General features: G+C 37.0%; 18 protein-coding genes, 1 riboswitch and 1 other annotated feature. Of the genes, 17 read left to right on the top strand and 1 reads right to left on the bottom strand.

The features are described from left to right. Positions 1–5: 5 nt before the first annotated feature. The 6 genes from tsaB to IGL17_RS09680 all read left to right on the top strand — a co-directional run bounded on the left by tsaB (position 6) and on the right by IGL17_RS09680 (position 5,432). Positions 6–725, top strand: coding sequence for a tRNA (adenosine(37)-N6)-threonylcarbamoyltransferase complex dimerization subunit type 1 TsaB (tsaB, locus tag IGL17_RS09705; protein ID WP_033624272.1), 720 nt, complete (start codon positions 6–8; stop codon positions 723–725). Beyond that, complete coding sequence (rimI, locus tag IGL17_RS09700) at positions 697–1,251, top strand: ribosomal protein S18-alanine N-acetyltransferase (protein ID WP_002387121.1); 555 nt, start codon at positions 697–699, stop codon at positions 1,249–1,251. Before tsaB ends, rimI (IGL17_RS09700) begins: the two co-directional genes overlap by 29 nt. A gap of 7 nt (positions 1,252–1,258) precedes the next feature. Then, positions 1,259–1,723, top strand: a complete 465-nt coding sequence (gene rimI / locus IGL17_RS09695; RefSeq protein WP_002359702.1) for a ribosomal protein S18-alanine N-acetyltransferase — start codon at positions 1,259–1,261, stop codon at positions 1,721–1,723. Further along, complete coding sequence (tsaD, locus tag IGL17_RS09690) at positions 1,720–2,766, top strand: tRNA (adenosine(37)-N6)-threonylcarbamoyltransferase complex transferase subunit TsaD (protein ID WP_002374298.1); 1,047 nt, start codon at positions 1,720–1,722, stop codon at positions 2,764–2,766. The genes rimI (IGL17_RS09695) and tsaD overlap by 4 nt, the downstream gene beginning before the upstream one ends. 42 nt (positions 2,767–2,808) lie before the next feature. Then, positions 2,809–3,012 (top strand) — a binding site (T-box leader). Between the two features lie 72 nt (positions 3,013–3,084). Beyond that, positions 3,085–4,776 carry an arginine--tRNA ligase gene (argS, locus tag IGL17_RS09685; protein ID WP_002367081.1) on the top strand — a complete coding sequence of 564 codons (1,692 nt, stop codon included), beginning with the start codon at positions 3,085–3,087 and terminating at the stop codon, positions 4,774–4,776. 155 nt (positions 4,777–4,931) lie between these two features. After that, positions 4,932–5,432: an HD domain-containing protein gene (locus IGL17_RS09680; RefSeq protein ID WP_002356666.1), complete on the top strand. Its 501-nt coding sequence runs from the start codon at positions 4,932–4,934 to the stop codon at positions 5,430–5,432. Positions 5,433–5,512: 80 nt separating this feature from the next. On the opposite strand, the gene IGL17_RS09675 is transcribed toward IGL17_RS09680, so the two are convergent. Continuing rightward, a complete protein-coding gene (locus IGL17_RS09675) occupies positions 5,513–5,845 on the bottom strand; it encodes a helix-turn-helix domain-containing protein (RefSeq protein WP_016618386.1) in 333 nt (110 codons plus the stop codon). Positions 5,846–6,023: 178 nt separating this feature from the next. On the opposite strand from IGL17_RS09675, the gene IGL17_RS09670 reads away from it, so the two are divergent. The 11 genes from IGL17_RS09670 (at position 6,024) to IGL17_RS09620 (ending at position 20,415) form a co-directional block, all read left to right on the top strand. Beyond that, positions 6,024–6,302 (top strand): hypothetical protein, encoded by a 279-nt coding sequence (locus IGL17_RS09670; RefSeq protein ID WP_010707303.1) that lies wholly within the window; start codon positions 6,024–6,026, stop codon positions 6,300–6,302. Beyond that, positions 6,286–10,536: a SpaA isopeptide-forming pilin-related protein gene (locus IGL17_RS09665; protein ID WP_104674523.1), complete on the top strand. Its 4,251-nt coding sequence runs from the start codon at positions 6,286–6,288 to the stop codon at positions 10,534–10,536. Before IGL17_RS09670 ends, IGL17_RS09665 begins: the two co-directional genes overlap by 17 nt. 28 nt (positions 10,537–10,564) lie before the next feature. Further along, complete coding sequence (locus IGL17_RS09660; RefSeq protein ID WP_002400869.1) at positions 10,565–10,708, top strand: hypothetical protein; 144 nt, start codon at positions 10,565–10,567, stop codon at positions 10,706–10,708. Further along, on the top strand, positions 10,705–11,955 hold the full coding sequence (locus tag IGL17_RS09655) for a glycosyltransferase family 2 protein (protein ID WP_016618284.1): 1,251 nt from the start codon (positions 10,705–10,707) through the stop codon (positions 11,953–11,955). The genes IGL17_RS09660 and IGL17_RS09655 overlap by 4 nt, the downstream gene beginning before the upstream one ends. Positions 11,956–12,005: 50 nt before the next feature. Beyond that, positions 12,006–12,075: riboswitch (Fluoride riboswitch) on the top strand. 76 nt (positions 12,076–12,151) lie between these two features. Continuing rightward, entirely contained in the window at positions 12,152–13,417 is a 1,266-nt protein-coding gene (locus tag IGL17_RS09650; protein ID WP_002384204.1) for a voltage-gated chloride channel family protein, read from the top strand. Between the two features lie 49 nt (positions 13,418–13,466). Continuing rightward, entirely contained in the window at positions 13,467–13,745 is a 279-nt protein-coding gene (locus IGL17_RS09645; protein ID WP_002356679.1) for a UPF0223 family protein, read from the top strand. Continuing rightward, positions 13,746–14,528 (top strand): inositol monophosphatase family protein, encoded by a 783-nt coding sequence (locus tag IGL17_RS09640; RefSeq protein ID WP_438839745.1) that lies wholly within the window; start codon positions 13,746–13,748, stop codon positions 14,526–14,528. Positions 14,529–14,748: 220 nt separating this feature from the next. Then, entirely contained in the window at positions 14,749–16,584 is a 1,836-nt protein-coding gene (gene typA, locus IGL17_RS09635) for a translational GTPase TypA (RefSeq protein WP_002356682.1), read from the top strand. A gap of 317 nt (positions 16,585–16,901) precedes the next feature. Continuing rightward, positions 16,902–18,671, top strand: coding sequence for a DNA helicase RecQ (gene recQ, locus IGL17_RS09630; RefSeq protein WP_002356683.1), 1,770 nt, complete (start codon positions 16,902–16,904; stop codon positions 18,669–18,671). 226 nt (positions 18,672–18,897) lie between these two features. Then, the gene (locus IGL17_RS09625; protein ID WP_002356684.1) at positions 18,898–19,203 is read left to right on the top strand and encodes a YlaN family protein; all 306 of its coding nucleotides are present in this window, start codon (positions 18,898–18,900) and stop codon (positions 19,201–19,203) included. 3 nt (positions 19,204–19,206) lie between these two features. Then, positions 19,207–20,415, top strand: a complete 1,209-nt coding sequence (locus tag IGL17_RS09620; RefSeq protein WP_002356686.1) for an FtsW/RodA/SpoVE family cell cycle protein — start codon at positions 19,207–19,209, stop codon at positions 20,413–20,415. Positions 20,416–20,417 lie beyond the last annotated feature (2 nt).

Here is a 20,417-nt window from a genome sequence, read left to right as displayed (position 1 = left end):
TTCGTGTGCGAATTTTAGCAATAGATACATCTAACCAAACATTGAGTATTGCTGTGTGTGAAAATCAAAAAATTCTGGGAAGTTATACAGCAACGGTTAAAAGAAATCATAGCTTAGCATTGATGCCGGCAATTGACTATTTGATGAGTCAATTGAACTTGGCGCCAACGGCAATTGATCGTTTTGTCGTAGCAGAAGGACCTGGATCATACACTGGTTTACGTTTAGGCGTGACGACTGCCAAAACATTGGCCTATACTTTAAAGAAAGAGCTAGTAGGCATTTCCAGTCTACAAACGTTAGCTGCCAATTGTGTTGGACAAACCGGTTTAGTTGTACCTCTTTTTGATGCGCGTCGTAAAAACGTCTATGCTGGTGCTTATCGGTTTGTCGATGGCGTGTGGCAAAATGAGTTACCGGACCAACATATTTCACTGCGGGAGTTATTAGAACAACTAAAAAATGAACCAAATCTTTTTTTTGTTGGTGAAGATGTTGAAAAATTCACTGAAGAAATAGCTCAAATCATTCCTCATGGAGAAATTTGTGATGTCCCGCAATGGCAAATTCCTAATGCCGCAGTTTTGGCTGCGTTAGGTAGTGTGGCTGAACCTGTTGAAAATGTTCATGGGTTCTTACCTGCGTATTTGAAAAAAGTAGAAGCGGAAGAAAATTGGTTGAAGACACACACGCCTAATGGAGAAAGCTATGTGGAAAAACTTTAATTTTGTGACAAAATACTTTACAAAAAGAAGGCAACGGTATATAACTAAAACCATTGCAATGAACCAGCAAGAATTTCAATTGCGTGAAATCACCTACCAAGATATTAAGGATTTACTAGCAATTGAACGTGAAGTTTACGCTGGGGAACTTCCTTGGACGATGTCTGCTTTCATGGCAGAACTTGGCTCAAAAGCGCCGCATCTCTATTTGTTAGCGGCAATTAACGGAAAAACAGTTGGCTTTATTGGTTGTCGGATTCAAGGAACGGATGCACACATTACGAATGTCGCTGTCCATACAGCATACCAAGGCTTAGGTTTAGGTCGTTCTTTAATAGAAGAAACGCGAATTTTTGCCAAGAAAAATCGTTGTGAAACCTTATCGCTAGAAGTACGAATGAGTAATGTTAAAGCCCAACGTTTATATCGAAAAATTGGCTTTGTCTCACAGACGGTGAAAAAAGGCTATTATGACGAAAATAATGAAGACGCACTAGAAATGATAATTGATTTAAAAGAAGAGTGAAGAAAAAATGTTAGTAACAAAAAAAGAAATATCTGTAGCAAATATTGGTGAAGAATTATGGCGTTTTAGTAATTCTTCTTATACAACTGGCTCCCCTTGGACAGAAACACAATTCGCGGAAGATTTTGCTCAGGAAAATAGCGAATATCTTTTTTTAGTTGAAAATGGCCAGTGGTTAGGCTATATTGCCTATCATTTTATTTTAGATGAAGCAGAAATTAGTCACGTTGTTGTGAATGGTCAGAAACAACACCAAGGAATTGGTTGTCAATTAATGAAAGCTTTTAAAGAATATGTTAAAAGTCGTGACATTACACAAATTTTCTTAGAGGTCAGAGAATCGAATACACTAGCTCAAAAACTTTATGAGAAAACAGGTTTTCGGAAAGTAGCTGTTCGAAAAAATTATTATAAAGAACCTCAAGAAAATGCCTTTGTAATGTGTGCGAAATTAAGGAAGGAAGCCCAATGACAATTTTTACAAAAGAACGTAAATTATTATTAGCTGTGGAAAGTAGCTGTGATGAAACAAGTGTGGCTGTCATTGAAGATGGCGACAAAATTCTTTCCAATATCGTAGCTTCGCAAATTAAGAGCCATCAACGTTTTGGTGGAGTCGTTCCGGAAGTTGCGAGCCGTCATCATGTTGAACAAGTGACGATCTGTATTGAAGAAGCATTAACAGAAGCAAAAGTCACACCAGAAGAGCTTAGTGGCGTTGCTGTGACCTATGGGCCTGGGTTAGTTGGTGCTTTATTAATAGGACTTTCTGCAGCAAAAGCATTTGCTTGGGCGCACCAATTACCACTTATTCCAGTCAATCATATGGCTGGGCACATTTATGCTGCCCGTTTTGTGGCACCGCTCGAATTTCCATTGATGGCCTTACTCGTTAGTGGAGGACATACGGAATTGGTCTACATGAAAGAAGATGGCTCTTTCGAAATTGTTGGTGAAACACGTGATGATGCAGCTGGTGAAGCGTATGATAAAGTCGGACGTGTGTTAGGGTTGCCTTATCCTAGTGGCAAAGAGATTGATGCTTTGGCCCATGAAGGCACAGATACCTATCAATTTCCACGGGCGATGCTAAAAGAGGATAACTATGACTTTAGCTTTAGTGGTTTGAAAAGTGCGTTTATTAACACGGTTCATAATGCAGAGCAACGTGGTGAAGTACTGTCTACAAAGGATTTAGCCGCAAGTTTTCAGGCGAGTGTGGTAGAAGTATTAGTGACTAAAACCATTCGTGCTTGTCAAGAATATCCTGTTAAACAATTGCTAATTGCTGGGGGCGTTGCTGCGAATCAAGGATTACGAGAAGCAATGAGACATGCAATCAGTGAACAATTACCAGAAGTGACATTACTTATTCCGCCATTAAAACTTTGTGGGGATAACGCGGCGATGATTGGCGCTGCCGCCTTTATCGAAGCTGAAAAGAATCACTTTGCTTCGTATAACTTAAATGCAGAACCTGGCGTTAGTTTTATGACAATTAGTGAAGAAGGCTAGCCAGCTAGACAAAAATTTGCTATAATGAAGCCAGTTTAACAATGACATTCGATGATAAAGAGAGTACTTATTTCAACGTCAGCTTAGCGATCTTGGGAAGGTGGGAGCCAAGAGTGATCGGAATGAGGAAGCGCACTTTTAGAATTCTGCTGAAAGCAGACGGCAATCACCGTTATCGATGAAGCAGGTCTATCCAAGTAGTATAGACAATTAGAGTGGTACCGCGGGTAAATTCTCGTCTCTGACAAAACAAATCATTTTGTTTTGTCAGAGACGTTTTTGTTTTTTTATACTTACAAATTAATCAGGAGGGTTCTTATGAACAACAAAGAAATCGTAGCAAAAGCGTTACATGATGTTTTAAATGAAGAATTAACGATGGATCAAATCGAACAATTATTGGAAAATCCTAAATCTGTTGATCATGGAGATGTTGCTTTTCCAGCCTTTTCATTAGCTAAAATTTATCGTAAAGCACCACAACAAATTGCAGCAGAATTAGCAGAAAAAATTGATGGCACAAATTTTGAAAAAATTGAAGTGGTAGGACCTTATTTAAACTTTTTCATGAATAAAGAAGCAGTCAGTCAAGCTGTCATTGGCGCAGTAGTCAAAGAAAAAAACAACTACGGAAACAGTACCTTTGGCAATAATGGCAATGTTCCTATTGATATGTCTTCACCAAACATTGCTAAACCAATTTCTATGGGGCACTTACGTTCTACGGTAATCGGGAATTCAATTGCCTTTATTTTAGAAAAAATTGGGTATCAGCCAATTCGGATTAACCACTTAGGTGACTGGGGTACACAGTTTGGTAAGTTAATTGTAGCTTATAAAAAATGGGGTTCTGAAGAAGCAGTCCGCCAACAACCAATTAATGAATTATTGCGCTTATATGTGCAATTTCATGAAGAAGCAGAAGAAAAACCAGAATTAGAAGACGAAGCACGTGCTTGGTTTAAAAAATTAGAAGAAGGAGACCAAGAAGCCAATGAATTATGGAAATGGTTCCGTAGCGAGTCTCTAAAAGAATTTGATAAAATCTATTCCATGTTAGAAGTTGAATTTGATTCTTATAATGGCGAAGCCTTTTATAATGATAAAATGGATGAAATTGTTACTTTATTAGAAGAAAAACATTTATTAACAGAAAATCAAGGTGCAGAAATTGTTGATTTGACAGAATATAATTTAAATCCAGCACTTATTCGTAAATCAGATGGTGCGACCTTATATATCACACGGGATTTAGCTGCTGCGCTTTACCGTAAACGGACGTATGATTTTGCCAAATCACTTTATGTAGTCGGCAACGAACAAAGCAATCACTTCAAACAATTAAAAGCAGTCTTGAAAGAACTAGGATTTGACTGGTCAGATGATATGGAACACATTCCGTTTGGTTTAATTACTCAAGGCGGTAAAAAATTATCCACACGTAAAGGGAAAATTGTTTTATTAGAAGAAGTATTGAATGAAGCTGTTACTTTAGCAGGAAATCAAATTAACGAGAAAAATCCAGACTTAGCAAATCGTGAAGAAGTGGCGAAACAAGTTGGTGTAGGTGCAGTTATTTTCCATGACCTTAAAAATGATCGTCTAAATAATTTCGATTTTGTATTAGATGAAGTTGTTCGTTTTGAAGGCGAAACTGGCCCATATGTTCAATATACACATGCTCGTGCGATGAGTATTTTACGTAAAGCAAACTTTACACCAGACGCTACACAACGTTATGCACTAAATGACAAGGATAGCTGGGAAGTCGTGAAGTTGTTACAAAAATTCCCTGAAACTGTGATGCAAGCTGCTGAAAAATATGAACCATCTGTTATTGCGAAACATAGCATTCATTTAGCACAAGCGTTCAATAAATATTATGCCCATGTTCGGATTTTGGATGAAGATGCTCAAAAAGAGGCACGCTTAGCGTTAGTTTATGCAGTAGCTACTGTTTTAAAAGAAGATTTACGTTTACTAGGATTACATGCACCAGAAGAAATGTAGAAGTTTTTGTGAAAATTTTACTGCGTTGAACGCTAAACTTATTAAGCAAATATTAAAGTTAAGTTACAGATTGAGAAATTCATAGTAATTAAATAGCTGGGGTGCTATACTCGAGTCAAGTTATAAAAGGATTAGAAAAGGTGGCACCCAATTATATGACAGAAAAATGGCGTGAAGACGAAGAATATCTTTCTTATGTAGAAGATTTATTAGCAACCGAAGAAGTCCAAAAATTAGCAGAATACACACAACATATGCATTCAACTCGTTTAGAACATTCAATTAGTGTTTCCTATCATAGCTATAAATTAGCAAAGCGTTGGAACGGCAATGCTCGTGCAACAGCTCGTGCTGGTTTATTGCATGATTTGTTTTACTATGATTGGCGCACAACAAAGTTTGACGAAGGCTCTCATGCCTATGTTCATCCACGAATTGCAGCCAAAAATGCTGAAAAAATTACAGAGTTGTCTGATTTAGAACGAGACATTATTATTAAACATATGTGGGGCGCAACTATTGCACCACCAAAATACAAAGAAAGTTACATTGTAACCTTTGTTGACAAATATTGTGCTGTCAAAGAAGCAGCGTTGCCGATGACGACAGCCATGAAAACCAAATGGCGTCAGTATTTTGGCCAACAGTCAATCTAAAAAAAGCTTATCCGGAAGGATAAGCTTTTTTTGTTTGACGTTGACTAAAAAGTCTAACATTCATCTATTTAAAATAAATATTAAAAGTAATTTTGTTCTGTTAATTTCTTTTGAGCATATCGATAGACTGCTTCTTGATTTTCAGTTGTCAATTGTTTGTAAACATTCATAATATTGGTCGGGACAACAAGTGGCGTTTCTTCCGTTTCAGGAATACCTAAGATTTCAAGAGGTGATACATCTAAAACTTTAGATAAGGCGACAATTTTATCCCTCCCCATATTTTCAATCATTCCAGTTTCCCATTTCCTGACGGTACTTTTTCCAACACCAACAAAATTTCCAACTTGTTCTAATGTAAGATTTTTCTCCATCCGTTTTTGCTTCAAAAAATTTTCTTTCAAAAAAACCACCTCCGTAAAAACATTCTAGCACAAAAAGTGTCGCAAAAGAAACATGTTTTTTTGAAAGTAGATATAACAAATATAACAAAAAAGTTATTTGATTTTAATGATATTGACGTTTTTTTCACAAAATGATATAATTTCTGTGTCTTATTAGACACGAAGAGTGGAAAAGGGGGAGAGTAAAATGGAATCAAATTTAATTCACTCAAAATTGAGAATGAAAGGAAAAAATGTTGAATGGTTGGCAAATGAAATGACTGCATACGGGCAGCCCGTATCCGCTTCAACGATTTACAAAAAATTAAAAGGAGAAGTTGTTTTCAAAGCAGCGGATATTAAATTGATTTCACAGTTGTTGGATTTGAAGAATGAAGAAATTATGACTATTTTTTTTAGTGAATTAGTGTCTAAAAAGACACATATTGATGTTGAAAGGATTGTGATGAATGAAAAAAATTATTAATAAGTTATTTTCGCTTTGTTTAATTATTTTTATTATTTTAGGATCTAATACAAGTATTATTTCTTATGCGATAGATAATGAAAGTGGACCGCAAATTCGGTCTGTATCTGTGGAGTATCCAGAAAATAAGACGGAAATTGTTGCGACAAAAGATTGGGCAACTGTTTCCTTGGCGTTATCAATTTCCGAATTAGCAATTGGAGAGACGATTACATTAAGAATGGATAGCGAAAAATATTCCTATTCAATGACACCTTTTGAAATCAGTGATGGGCTTCGAGTGACTCCAAATGATGATGGAACTTGGACGATTAAAGCGTTGCAAAATATTGTAGACTATTCAGCTGATTTAGAATTAAAATTACGATATAACCAAAATTTGTCAGAAAATTTTGAAGATAAAGTGACTTTTACTTTTGGAGATTCACAAAAAGTTGCAATGATTAACATTGGGCAATATGTTGAGAAAGTTCCAGAAACTGAGCTCGTTCGGAAAGTTCCTTTAGGTTTTACGCCAGAAGGAAGAGTTGCCTGGGTCATTTACTTTAACTATAATCAAGCAGGACTTTCAGGTTCAGAAAAAACAACCTTTAAATTTTTAGATAATGTAGGTCCAAACCAAACTTTAGCTGTTGACAGTATTGCCGCGTATCTCACCAAGCAGCCTATTTTAGAAGTAAATGGTGAAATGATTCGGAATTTAGAGCATGATGAATACAGTTACGATGCTAGTCAATTTTTCCAAAAACATGCTTCTAAAAGCGGACTTAATTATGAAGCGGAGAAATTTGAAGGAATACCAACGGCTACGGGCAGTTATCTTTCTAACAAAAACGCCTATTATATTTATTTAGAAACAATTCCAAATGAAAATATTCCAAGTGATGCCTTACTATCAAATTACACCTATATGCGTATTTCTAATGAGGGATTCGATGCTTGGGAAGATGAAGACATCGCTTATATCACTGCGGATGAAAATAGTGGAGGAACAGGTCAAGGTGGTGTTATTTTAGAAAAAATAGACGCAGAGACAGCTGAAGTTCTGCAAGGCGCTATTTTCAAACTTGTGAATAAAAAAACACAACAAGTTATTCAAGAGAATTTAAGGACCAATCAATCTGGACAAATCCGTTTAGCTGGTTTAGAACCTGATCAATATGAATTAATTGAGGTTAAAGCACCACCCGGCTATAAATTAGATGCAACGCCAGTATCATTTGAAATTAAATCAGGCCAAACTCAGACGATTCGTCTGAAAAAAGAAAATACACGTTTAGAAAATCAATTAAAAGTAGAAAAAGTAGATGAAAATAATGAGGCGAAGCGTTTAGCGGGTGCTGAATTTTCGTTGTATGACCAAAAAAATAATCTAATAGAAAAAGGTGTCACGAATGAAAATGGCGAGCTGTTATTTTCAAATTTATCACCTGATGGAGAATATTATTTAGTTGAAACGAAGGCACCTAATGGCTATGAATTAGACGATACTAAACATCCTATTTCATTTGCTGGAAAAGCCGACTACACTTTAACATATCGGGTGAAGAATAAGCAGCAAGTACAAATTGGTTCCATCAAAATTGTTAAACAAGATAAAGACAGTAAAAAACGTTTAACAGGCGCAGAATTTCAGTGGAAAGATACGGTGACAGGAAAAACAGGAACAGTGACAGTTGGAATCGATGGAACCATCACAATTCCCAATTTAGCAGTCAATCGTACGTATGAAATCACAGAAACGAAAGCACCCACAGGTTATGTACTAGACAAAACCGTGCATAAAGTCACTTTAACAACTGCACAAGCCAATAAAGTAGTGACTGTAACTGTTGACAATGTAGCGCAAAAAGGGTCTATCAAAATTGTTAAACAAGACAAAGACAGTAAAAAACGTTTAACAGGCGCAGAATTTCAGTGGAAAGATACGGTGACAGGAAAAACAGGAACAGTGACAGTTGGAACCGATGGAACGGTCACAATTCCCAACTTATCCGTCAATCGTACGTATGAAATCACAGAAACGAAAGCACCCACAGGTTATGTACTAGACAAAACCGTGCATAAAGTCACTTTAACAACTGCACAGGCAAATAAAGTAGTGACAGTAATCATTGAAAATACAGCGCAAAAAGGTAGTCTAGCAATAATCAAAGTAGACAAAGATTCAAGAAAACGTCTAGCAGGTGCAGAGTTCAAATGGCGTGATACGGTGACGGGAAAAGAAGGAACAGTTGTAGCCGACAAAAATGGACAAGCACTGATAACAGATTTGCCAGTCAATCGTGTATACGAAATTACGGAAATTAAAGCACCAAACGGCTATATCTTAAATAACAAGACTTACCGAGTTACCCTAACGACTAATTTTGCAGATAAAATTGGTTATTATACCATTGAAAATACAGCGCAAGAAGGTAGTCTAGCAATAATCAAAGTAGACAAAGATTCAAGAAAACGTCTAGCAGGTGCAGAGTTCAAATGGCGTGATACGGTGACAGGAAAAGAAGGAACAGTTGTAGCTGACAAAAACGGACAAGCCCTGATAACGAATTTGCCAGTCAATCGTGTATACGAAATTACAGAAATTAAAGCACCAAACGGCTATATCTTAAATAACAAGACTTACCGAGTTACCCTAACGACTAATTTTGCTGACAAGATTGGTTATTATACCATTGAAAATGTTGCGCTACGTGGCAATTTAAAATTAATTAAACAAGATAGTTATTCAAAACAACGTTTAGCAGGTGCACAATTTAGATGGCGTGACACAGTGAACGGGAATACAGGCGTAGTAACTGCTAATGCTAATGGTGAAGCAACTTTGTATAATTTTTCCGTCAACCGGATTTATGAAATTACAGAAATAAAAGCACCAAATGGTTATATACTTGACAAAACGGTGCATAGAGTTCTTTTACCTTCGAATTATGCTGGCAAAACCTACACGTTTACCAAAAATAATCAAGCACAAAAAGGCGCCATCAAAATTGTTAAGCAAGATGGATATACGAAACAACGTTTAGCAGGCGCACAATTTAAATTCCGAGACACAACCAATAATTATACTGCAACGTTTACAGCGAATAGGAACGGTGAAGTACTGATTACTGGATTAGCCGGTGATCGTATCTATGAGATTACAGAAATCAAAGCGCCGAATGGCTATATCATAGATAGACGTGTTCATAAAGTTGATTTACGTGGACAAGGTGGTAAAACCTATACATTAGTCTTAAATAATCAAGCACAAAAAAGTGCCATCAAAATTATTAAGCAAGATGGATATACGAAACAACGTTTAGCAGGCGCACAATTTAAATTCCGAGACACAACCAATAATTATACTGCAACGTTTACAGCGAATAGGAACGGTGAAGTACTGATTACTGGATTAGCCGGTGATCGTATCTATGAGATCACAGAAATTAAAGCACCAAACGGCTATACCATAGATAGACGTGTTCATAAAGTTGATTTACGTGGACAAGGTGGTAAAACCTATACACTAGTCTTGAATAATACATCACAACAGGGCGCTATCAAAATTATTAAGCAAGATACGGATACAAAACAACGTTTAGCAGGCGCAAAATTTAGATTCCGCGATACCACCAATAACTATACGGCAACATTTACAGCAAATGGAAATGGTGAAGTACTGATTCCAGGATTATCGTCAGATCGTATTTATGAAATCACCGAGATTCAAGCGCCAACTGGGTATGCGTTGGATAGTAGGGTCCATCGGATTGACTTACGAGGCCAAGGCGCAAAAACGTATACGTTAGTGTTAAACAATAAAGCAAACTATGGTGCTATTAAAATTATTAAACAAGATGTTGAAACAAAAGTACGTTTAGCAGGCGCTGTTTTTGAATGGAAAGATACAACTAACGGCTATACACAAAGAGTGACAACTGGGGGAGATGGTACAGTTACTATCAGTGGACTATCCGTAAACCGAGTGTATGAAATTAGAGAAGTTCAAGCGCCAGCTGGTTATTCACGAAATACTACGCCAACACGTGTCAGTCTGATGCAAAATCATGCGGGGCAAACAATTGCAATTGTTCGAGAAAATCGCAGAATACCAGTTTATAATCCACCGCCACCAACAGTTTGGCCCTATGTGCCACCCATCACTAACTATAATCCACCTGTGTACTATAATCCGCCAAGATATTATTATGGGGGATGTGTCATGGTTATCGTGGTGGTGTGTTGGTAAAAAACAAATAGAGAGAAAGGAGTATCTAATGAGTCAATCCGCTTTACCGAAACTTGGGGTAATTTCAACGGGCGCCCTTTTCGTGACTGATTTAATTGGTGTTATTCTAGTTTCAATTGTCACTGCCTACATTCTATATCGTTATTTTTTGAAAAGAGGACAAATTACATGATTTATTTGTATCAGTTATACAAAGTAATTATGTTCATTTTCTTAACCTATTTATTTACAAGTTTATTTCTCAGTTTTCGAACAAGAAAAAAAACAAGAAGAGAAGTCGAAGTAGCAGAAGAATTTTTCTGCTACTTTCTTGTACCGTGTGTAAACGAGGAGAAAGTCATCGGAGAAACATTAAAAAAACTGGTTGCTTTACCAATTAAGAAAAAAATAATTGCGATTGATGATGGATCAACGGACCAAACCAAAGCAATGATGGACAGTATTGCTGGTCCAATCCAAGTTCTGTCTCGTCAATTTCCTAATGCGCAACAAGGCAAAGGCGCCGCTTTGAACCATGCTTTCCAAATTGTATTAGCAGATGCAGAAAAAAAAGACTACTCACGAAATCAAATATTGGTGGGAGTAGTGGATGCAGATGGTTTTTTTAGTGAGAATATTATCAATGAACTAACTGCTGTTTTCGCAGATACAACAGTCTGTGCTGCGCAAACAAGAATCAAAATGAAAGATGTTACAAGTTTTATGTTTATTGCACAAGATGTTGAGTTTTTTACGATTAATAATTTTATTCAAAAGGCGCGTCGAGCAACAAAAACCATTGGACTTGGTGGCAATGGTCAGTTTTTTCGGTTATCAATGATTACCGAACACTTAGGCTATCAGCCTTGGGGAAATGCTTTATTGGATGACTATGAGTTAACCATTAAATTAATGCTGAAAGAGTTATCGATTGCTTATATTGACGAGGCCTTTATGGCTCAAGAAGCACTGAGAGATGTGAAACGTTTTATTCGGCAACGAAGCCGTTGGGTTCAAGGGAATTTAGATTGTCTAGCGTATTTACCCAGGGTGATTAAATCAAAGTCATTAACGCTAAGGCAGAAGTGCGGCATCTATTATTTTTTAGCGCAACCCTTTATTAATCTCGTCGCAGGAATCCTCGTTTTTGTTTTAACTGGGCTTCAACTGCAACACTTGTATAGGTTAGGTTTTTCGTTATCTCTAGGTATTAGTTTTGCTTTGGCTGTCAGTATTTCGCTAGTTTTCGGCATTTTTTTTACAATCAACTATTATCGCGAGTTGAAAAATTTTCAATTAGAAGTACCGGCAAAAGTGGGGTTAATTAGTTTACCTTTTACTATTTCCTACATGTACTTAATTTTATTCGTTAGTGTGGTAATGGCTTATTATCGGTTTATTAAAGGGAATAGCACGTGGATAAAAACGGAACGCAATTGATTTTTTATTGCACTTTCCAGAGTTGCGTGGTATTATTTTTAATAGTTTAATAGCAACATGGTGATGGTGTTCACCACGAACTATTTATCGGACGAATAAATTAATGACGCCTACCAAACGGGAGAAGTGTACCCTTTGGTAGGCTTTTTCTGTACGCTAGGATTGGCGATAAGAAAATTGTAAAGGAGCATGTAAAGTGAAAAAAGAAACAAAGCAACTACTATCAATCGGCGGTTATATGGCAAAATGGTTGCTCATTACCGCAATTATTGGTTTATTTATGGGGGCGTTATCCGCCTTTTTCTTAAAGAGTCTCACCTATGTAACAGATGTTCGTTTAGCAAATCCTTGGTTACTCTTTATTCTCCCCATTAGCGGTGTTGTTTTTACGTATTTCTATACGCGTTTTGGGAAAAATGCTAGCCGAGGAAATAACTTAGTGATTGAACAAGGCAATGGCGGGGAAGAAGATATTCCCTTGCGCTTAATTCCTTTAACATTGTTTGGCACGATTACTACGCACTTATTTGGTGGTTCTGTTGGTCGTGAAGGGACGGCGGTGCAAATGGGGGGCGCAATCGCAAATGCTGTAGGAAAAGTCTTTAAACTGTCCGCTTTGGAACGACAAGTAATTATTATTAGCGGAATTAGTGCAGGTTTTAGTTCTGTTTTTGGCACACCATTAGCGGGAACGGTTTTCGGATTAGAAGTTTTGGCGATTGGAAAAGTTCGTGCAGAGGCACTTTTCCCAAGTTTTTTTGCAGGCTTATTTGCTAATTTTGTGACTGAAAGTTTTGGTGTAACGCATACGCATTATCCGATGGGCAAAATTCCGACTTGGTCGGTTGATCTATTCGTAAAATTATTTTTGGCATCGATTTGTTTTGGCTTAGCAGGTTGGGTTTTTAGTCGTTCCATTGTCTTTTTAAAAAAGACCTACGCAAATTGGTTTGCTAATGTCTACCTTCGTGCGTTTCTTGGGGCGTCCATTGTCGTTCTGTTTGTGCTCGTCTTAAACAACCAACGTTATTTAGGCTTGAGTTTACCTTTACTAGAAGATGCTTTTGCAGGCAATGCGCAGCCTTTTGATTTTGTTGGGAAATTATTCTTTACGGTGTTATCCTTGGGTGCCGGATTCCAAGGAGGAGAAGTGACGCCATTGTTTGAAATTGGGGCTACGTTAGGGAGTTCTTTGGCCCCTTTGTTACATCTGTCAATTCCTTTTTTAGCAGGTTTAGGATTTATTGGTGTTTTTTCTGGCGCCACGAATACGCCGATTGCTTGCTTCATTATGGGCATTGAACTATTTGGTAGTGAAGCGGCGGTCTATTTTTTCATGGTCTGCTTAATCAGTTTTATGTGTTCAGGAAATAGCGGTATTTATGCTTCACAACAAAGTTTGTATCGCAAAGGAACAGCAGAATATCCTCTCTTTAACGCATTAAAAAATCGACGTAAATAAGATGTTTTTTTACGAAAATATGCTAAACTAGAGAAGATGAGGTGAAGACATGAAAGACTATCAATATCCATTAGATTTAGATTGGACGACAGAGGAAATGGTGATTGTCACTAATATGTGGACAGCAGTTGAGCAAGCCAACGAAACAGGCTTACCTGTTGACAAATTTTTAACAACTTATCAACAATTTAAAACGGTCGTTAAAAGTATCGGCGAAGAAAAACGCTTAGGTCGTGAATTTGAAAATGCTTCAGGATATTCGTTATATCGTACGCTTCAACAAGCTAAAAAACAGGGAAGCGGTAAATTAAAGCTGGGGGATGATTAGATGACTGAAACGCAAAAATTTGTTCAAACAATTCAAAGTTGGCTTTTTGAAGCAGCCGATGTGATTCGAATGAACTTGGAATCAGAGTTAACCGTTCAACAGAAAAATGGCCGCACCGATTTAGTGACAAATATGGATGAACAAACTCAAGAATTTTTAATGAATAAAATTCAAACAAATTTTCCCGAAGATCAAATTTTAGGGGAAGAAAAAGGCTACAACACCTTAAAAAGTTTTGCTGGTCGCGTGTGGATCATCGATCCGATTGATGGCACAATGAATTTCGTGATGGAAAGAGAAAATTTTTGTATTATGTTAGCTGTTTATGAAGACGGCATTGGTAAATTAGGTTTTATCTATGATGTGATGCGAGAAGAACTTTATTGGGGCGGCAAAGGGCTTGGCGTTTATCGGAATAATCAATTATTAAAAGCGCCTACTATGAAAGCCTTGGCAGATGGATTATGGGGCATGAATGCTTACATGCATGGAAAAAATATTCATCACGCAACGGAAATCGGACAAGCAAGCATGAGCGTGCGTATTAGCGGTTGTGCAGGTTTGGAAATTATTGCTATGTTAAAAGGCAACCATCATGGCTATTTATCTAATCTAAGTCCTTGGGATTATGCAGCAGGCTTAGTACTTTTGGAAGAATTTGGGTTTAAATACTCTGGTATTACAGGAAAACCATTAACTTTTGCGGGTCGTGAATACTTTATTGCAGCAACTCCTGAAACCTATGATGAAGTATTTACCCGGTATTTAAATGAATCGGAATAATCAAAGAAGAGCGTTGCTGAAAGGTAAGGCTCTTCCTCTTTTAAAAGAGAAAGATTTGTAAAAAAATGTCCTTGTTTTCAGAAAAAGCCGAATAATTTCTAAAACTTTCATTATTTTTGCAGGCGAAAGCCTTTTTTTAATGAAAAAAGTTTGCTATAATAAGCAGTCGGCTTTTATGGACTTAAGTAACATAAGCGTATATAGATAAGGAGCAATTAAATTGAAATACAGAGATGATATTCGTAACGTGGCAATTATCGCCCACGTTGACCATGGTAAAACAACCTTAGTAGATGAACTTTTAAAACAATCTGACACTTTAGATGGACACACACAATTACAAGAACGTGCAATGGATTCCAATGCACTTGAAAGTGAACGTGGAATTACTATCTTAGCAAAAAATACAGCCGTAGATTATAACGGTACACGTATCAACATTCTAGATACACCAGGACACGCGGACTTCGGTGGTGAAGTAGAACGTATCATGAAAATGGTAGACGGTGTTGTTTTAGTTGTCGATGCGTATGAAGGAACAATGCCTCAAACACGTTTCGTATTGAAAAAAGCATTAGAACAAAAAGTAACACCAATCGTGGTTGTTAACAAAATTGACAAACCTTCTGCTCGTCCTGAACACGTAGTAGATGAAGTTTTAGAGTTATTCATCGAATTAGGCGCAGACGACGATCAATTAGATTTCCCAGTTGTTTATGCTTCTGCTTTAAACGGAACTTCAAGTGAATCAGATGATCCAGCAGATCAAGAGCCAACAATGGCCCCAATTTTTGATAAAATTATTGAACATGTGCCAGCTCCAGTTGATAATTCAGACGAACCACTTCAATTCCAAGTCTCATTACTAGACTACAACGATTACGTTGGACGTATTGGGATTGGCCGTGTGTTCCGTGGCACAATGAAAGTCGGCGACCAAGTTGCGTTGATGAAATTAGATGGCAGCGTGAAAAATTTCCGTGTAACGAAAATTTTAGGTTTCTTTGGCCTACAACGTGTGGAAATTGATGAAGCAAAAGCGGGCGATTTAATTGCCGTTTCTGGAATGGAAGACATTTTCGTTGGGGAAACAGTTGTAGATGTTCACAATCAAGAAGCATTACCAATTCTACACATTGATGAGCCAACCTTACAAATGACTTTCTTAGTTAACAATTCTCCATTTGCGGGACGTGAAGGAAAATACATCACCGCTCGTAAAATCGAAGAACGTTTAATGGCTGAATTACAAACAGACGTATCTTTACGTGTTGATCCAATTGGCCCAGATTCTTGGACTGTATCAGGCCGTGGCGAATTGCATTTATCAATTTTAATTGAAAACATGCGTCGTGAAGGCTATGAATTACAAGTTTCTCGTCCAGAAGTTATTGAACGTGAAATTGATGGGGTTAAATGTGAACCATTTGAACGTGTTCAAATTGACACACCTGAAGAATACATGGGTAGCGTGATTGAATCCCTAAGTTTACGTAAAGGCGAAATGCAAGATATGATTAATGCCGGTAACGGACAAATGCGTTTAATCTTCTTAGCACCAGCTCGTGGCTTAATTGGTTATTCAACAGAATTCTTATCAATGACTCGTGGTTATGGTATTATGAACCACACCTTCGATCAATACTTACCAATGATTCAAGGAACGATTGGTGGCCGTCATCAAGGTGCACTAGTTTCAATCGATACTGGTAAAGCAACGACTTACTCAATCATGAGTATTGAAGAACGTGGTACAGTTTTCGTTGAACCAACGACAGAAGTTTACGAAGGAATGATTGTTGGGGAAAACAACCGCGACAACGATTTAACTGTGAACATCACAAAAGCTAAACAAATGACTAACGTTCGTTCGGCAACGAAAGACCAAACATCAGTCATCAAAAAACCGAAAAAATTAACGTTAGAAGAATCATTAGAATTCTTGAATGAAGATGAATACTGTGAAGTAACACCAGAAAGCATCCGTTTAAGAAAACAAATTCTTAACAAAAACGAACGCGAAAAAGCAAGCAAGAAAAAGAAAAAAGCTGAATAATTTTTCGACAAATAAACATTTAAACCAACTATGCTCGTTTTACTACGAAAATAGTTGGTTTTTTTTATGAAAAAAACGGATTAATGCGTTTTTTTAAGATAAGGATATTTTTTATGTGTGGATAACTACTCGTTATCCACAACAAGCAAATGTCGTTATTTTTGAAAGCTTTTGATAGCAAGCTTTCACAATTTTTCATTCTTTTTGATGTTTCACGTTAATTGGTGTTTCACGATTGTGTCTTGTTTTAACACACCTTGTTCCTGTTAGATTAGCGTGTTAAAATGACGTGTAGAACAAAGATTGGAGCGCAATAAATGAGTGCATTACAAGAATTATTAAAAGATACATTTGGCTATGATGATTTTCGGCCAGGACAAGAAACGATTATTCGTCATGTATTGCGACAAGAAAATGTCTTAGGCATTATGCCAACAGGTGGAGGCAAATCGATTTGTTATCAGTTGCCAGCCTTACTTCTGGATAATTTAACATTGGTGATTTCACCATTAATTTCTTTAATGAAAGATCAAGTAGATGCCCTGAATTTAATGGGGATTCCAGCTACATATATCAATAGTACCATTTCCTATCAAGAAATGAATCATCGTATTCAATTAGCGGTTAACAAAGAAGTCAAGCTATTGTATGTTGCGCCAGAGCGATTAGAATCTTATGATTTTCAACAGATGCTGACACATGTACCGATTGATTTATTGGCAGTAGATGAGGCACACTGTATTTCACAATGGGGGCATGATTTTCGTCCAAGCTATTTGCGTTTAGCAGAGATTATCGATCAATTTCAACAGCAACCAACTGTGATTGCACTAACAGCAACAGCAACGCCACAAGTAGCGGAGGATATTGTCAAGCAATTAAGAATTCCATCAGAAAATGAAATCAAAACAGGATTCGCTCGAGAAAATTTATCTTTTCAAGTCGTGAAAGATCAAAATAGAGACGTTTTTCTTTTGGAATATTTAAAGATGAATACTGGACAATCAGGTATTATTTATGCAAGCACGCGGAAGGAAGTTGAACGAATTTATCATTTATTAGAAAGTAAAAAAATTGCAGCTGGGATGTATCATGGGGGCATGAGTGAACAGTTACGTAGTGAAAATCAAGAAGCGTTCTTGTATGATCAAGTGCAAGTGATGGTAGCAACAAATGCCTTTGGTATGGGGATTAATAAGAGTAATGTTCGTTTTGTCATTCACGCACAAGTACCAGGAAATATTGAATCTTATTACCAAGAAGCGGGCCGAGCTGGTCGTGACGGTCTACCTAGTGATGCTGTGTTAATGTTTGCTCCACAAGACTTGCAAATTCAACAATACTTTATTGAACAATCTGAAATGACCATTGATTATAAGCAGAAAGAGTACTTGAAATTACGGGAAATGTCACAATATGCGAATGCACAAATGTGTTTACAAAAATATATTTTACGCTATTTTGGTGAAGAAGGGACGGACTGCGGTCGCTGCTCGAATTGTCTGGATAATCGAGAATTAGTCGATATTACGGTCGATGCCCAAAAAGTCTTGTCTTGTGTAAAACGTATGGGAGAACGTTTCGGTAAGGGCTTAGTTGGTAAAGTCTTGACTGGTTCAAAAGATCAAAAAATTGATCAATGGCATTTTGATCGTTTGCCAACATACGGACTAATGAAAGGTCGCACGCAAAAAGAAGTCACACAGCTGATTGATTATTTGACAGCAGAACGTTATTTAATTCCTTCTGATGGGCAATTTCCGTTGTTATCAGTCTCGACAGAAGGTGTTCAGGTGCTTTTAGGGGAACGGAAAGTCTTCCGAAAAGAAGACCAAAAAGTTCGAAAAGTAGCAGTGGATGATGCCTTGTTTGAGCGATTGCGCGAATTACGTATGGACATGGCTCAAGAGGCAGGCGTGCCGCCATATGTAGTCTTTTCCGATAGTACACTTAAAGAAATGTGTGAAAAATTACCGCAAACAACGATTCAATTATTGCAAATAAAAGGGGTCGGCCAAAATAAATTAGATAAATATGGCACCGCCTTTTTAGAAGTAATTAAAGAATATCAAGAGACAAAAAAATGATATAGTTTGTTATTTTATTTAAAATTAAAAGCAGAAAATAAGAAAAAAGTCTTTTAATGTATTTGTTGTTGTATTGATAAAATAAGCTTGTTATATAAAGAGATTTCTTACTTAATATATCGCTTGGTTTTAGAAAATTTCTTAAAGGAAATTTTCTGAAATCATCATGTATCTAACTGAGAATTATGTTATAATTATTTAATTAAGATAGGGAGGTTCTGTACAAATGGACGAAGGAATTTCAAAGAAATTTGCCATTCAATTATTAGAAGACGATGCAGAACGCATTAAAATGCTTATTCGTAATCAAAAAAACAGTTTGTGCATTTCTCAATGTAAAGCATTTGAAGAAGTGGTGGATACACAAATGTATGGTTTTTCAAGACAAGTGACCTATGCGACCCGTTTGGGGATTTTAACTAATGATGAAGGACATCGCTTACTAAGTGATTTAGAACGCGAATTGAATCAATTATATACAGATGTTTATGAAGAAACACAAGAAAAAAACGAGATTGGCAAGGAGGGTTAAGCTTTGCCAAACAAAGTAAAGAAACGGCATTTGCTAGACTATAGTATTTTTATTCCATATTTAATTTTAAGTATCGTGGGATTGATTATGGTATATAGTTCCACATCCGCATTACAAGTAATGAAAGGTTTTTCACCTACGTCATTCGTTATTAACCAGGTTGCCTTTTGGGTAGTAGGGTTAGTTGCAATGTTTTTTATTTATAAGATGAAAACATCCGTTTTCCAGAATCGAAGTTTTATCATGTTTGCCATTGCAGTAATTACGGTTATGGTTTTAGCCGTTCGGATTCCTGGTATCGGGAAAGAAATTAACGGCGCACGTGGTTGGATTGAGATTGGTGGGTTTTCGATGCAACCAGCTGAGTATTTAAAAATCATGGTTGTCTGGTATCTGTCTTATATTTTAGCACGGCGACAAAAGACAATTAATGGAGGCATGGATCAATTTAAACAAGCTGCCGGGCGCCCGTTGATGCTCGTTTTTGTATTAATTGCTCTAGTTGCAATCCAGCCTGACTTCGGGAATGCGGCCATTCTAACATTAATTACCATCGTGATGGTTTTAGCAAGTGGGATTAATTATATGTATACCTACTTGGTCGGTGGCTTGGGCATTTTAGGTAGTATCACGGCTATTCAGTTATTAATTATGTCTAAAGGAAAAATTTTCCCAGCGCGTTATCAATATATTTATAATCGTTTTGCTGTTTTTAAAAATCCATTTTTAGATGAACGGAACTTAGGCCATCAGTTAGCTAATTCTTATTATGCAATCAGTAATGGCGGCTGGTTTGGCAAAGGTCTAGGGAATAGTGTTCAGAAAAAAGGCTTTTTACCAGAAGCACATACGGACTTTATCTTTGCGATTACTTTAGAAGAGTTAGGCATTATCGGCGGTCTAGCGATTTTAGGATTGTTGATGTTTATGATTGCGCGAATTATTTTAGTCGGTGTACGCTCGAAGAAACCTTTTAATTCACTAATGTGTATTGGAATTGGTACAATGTTATTAATTCAAGTCTTTATTAATGTTGGTGGGATTACTGGGATTATTCCATTAACAGGAATTACTTTCCCGTTCTTGAGTCAAGGTGGGAATAGTTTGCTGATTATTTCGATTGCTGTGGCCTTTGTCCTGAATATCAGTGCAGATGAAACACGTCAGAAATTAGAAAATGAGTACTATTTATCTTTAGAACAGAACCAATAAAT

It is taken from the genome of Enterococcus sp. AZ088, from assembly GCF_051714845.1.
GTDB lineage: Bacteria > Bacillota > Bacilli > Lactobacillales > Enterococcaceae > Enterococcus > Enterococcus faecalis.
The sequence above is the reverse complement of the archived record's forward strand: the minus strand, read 5'-3'. Positions and strand labels throughout refer to the sequence as shown.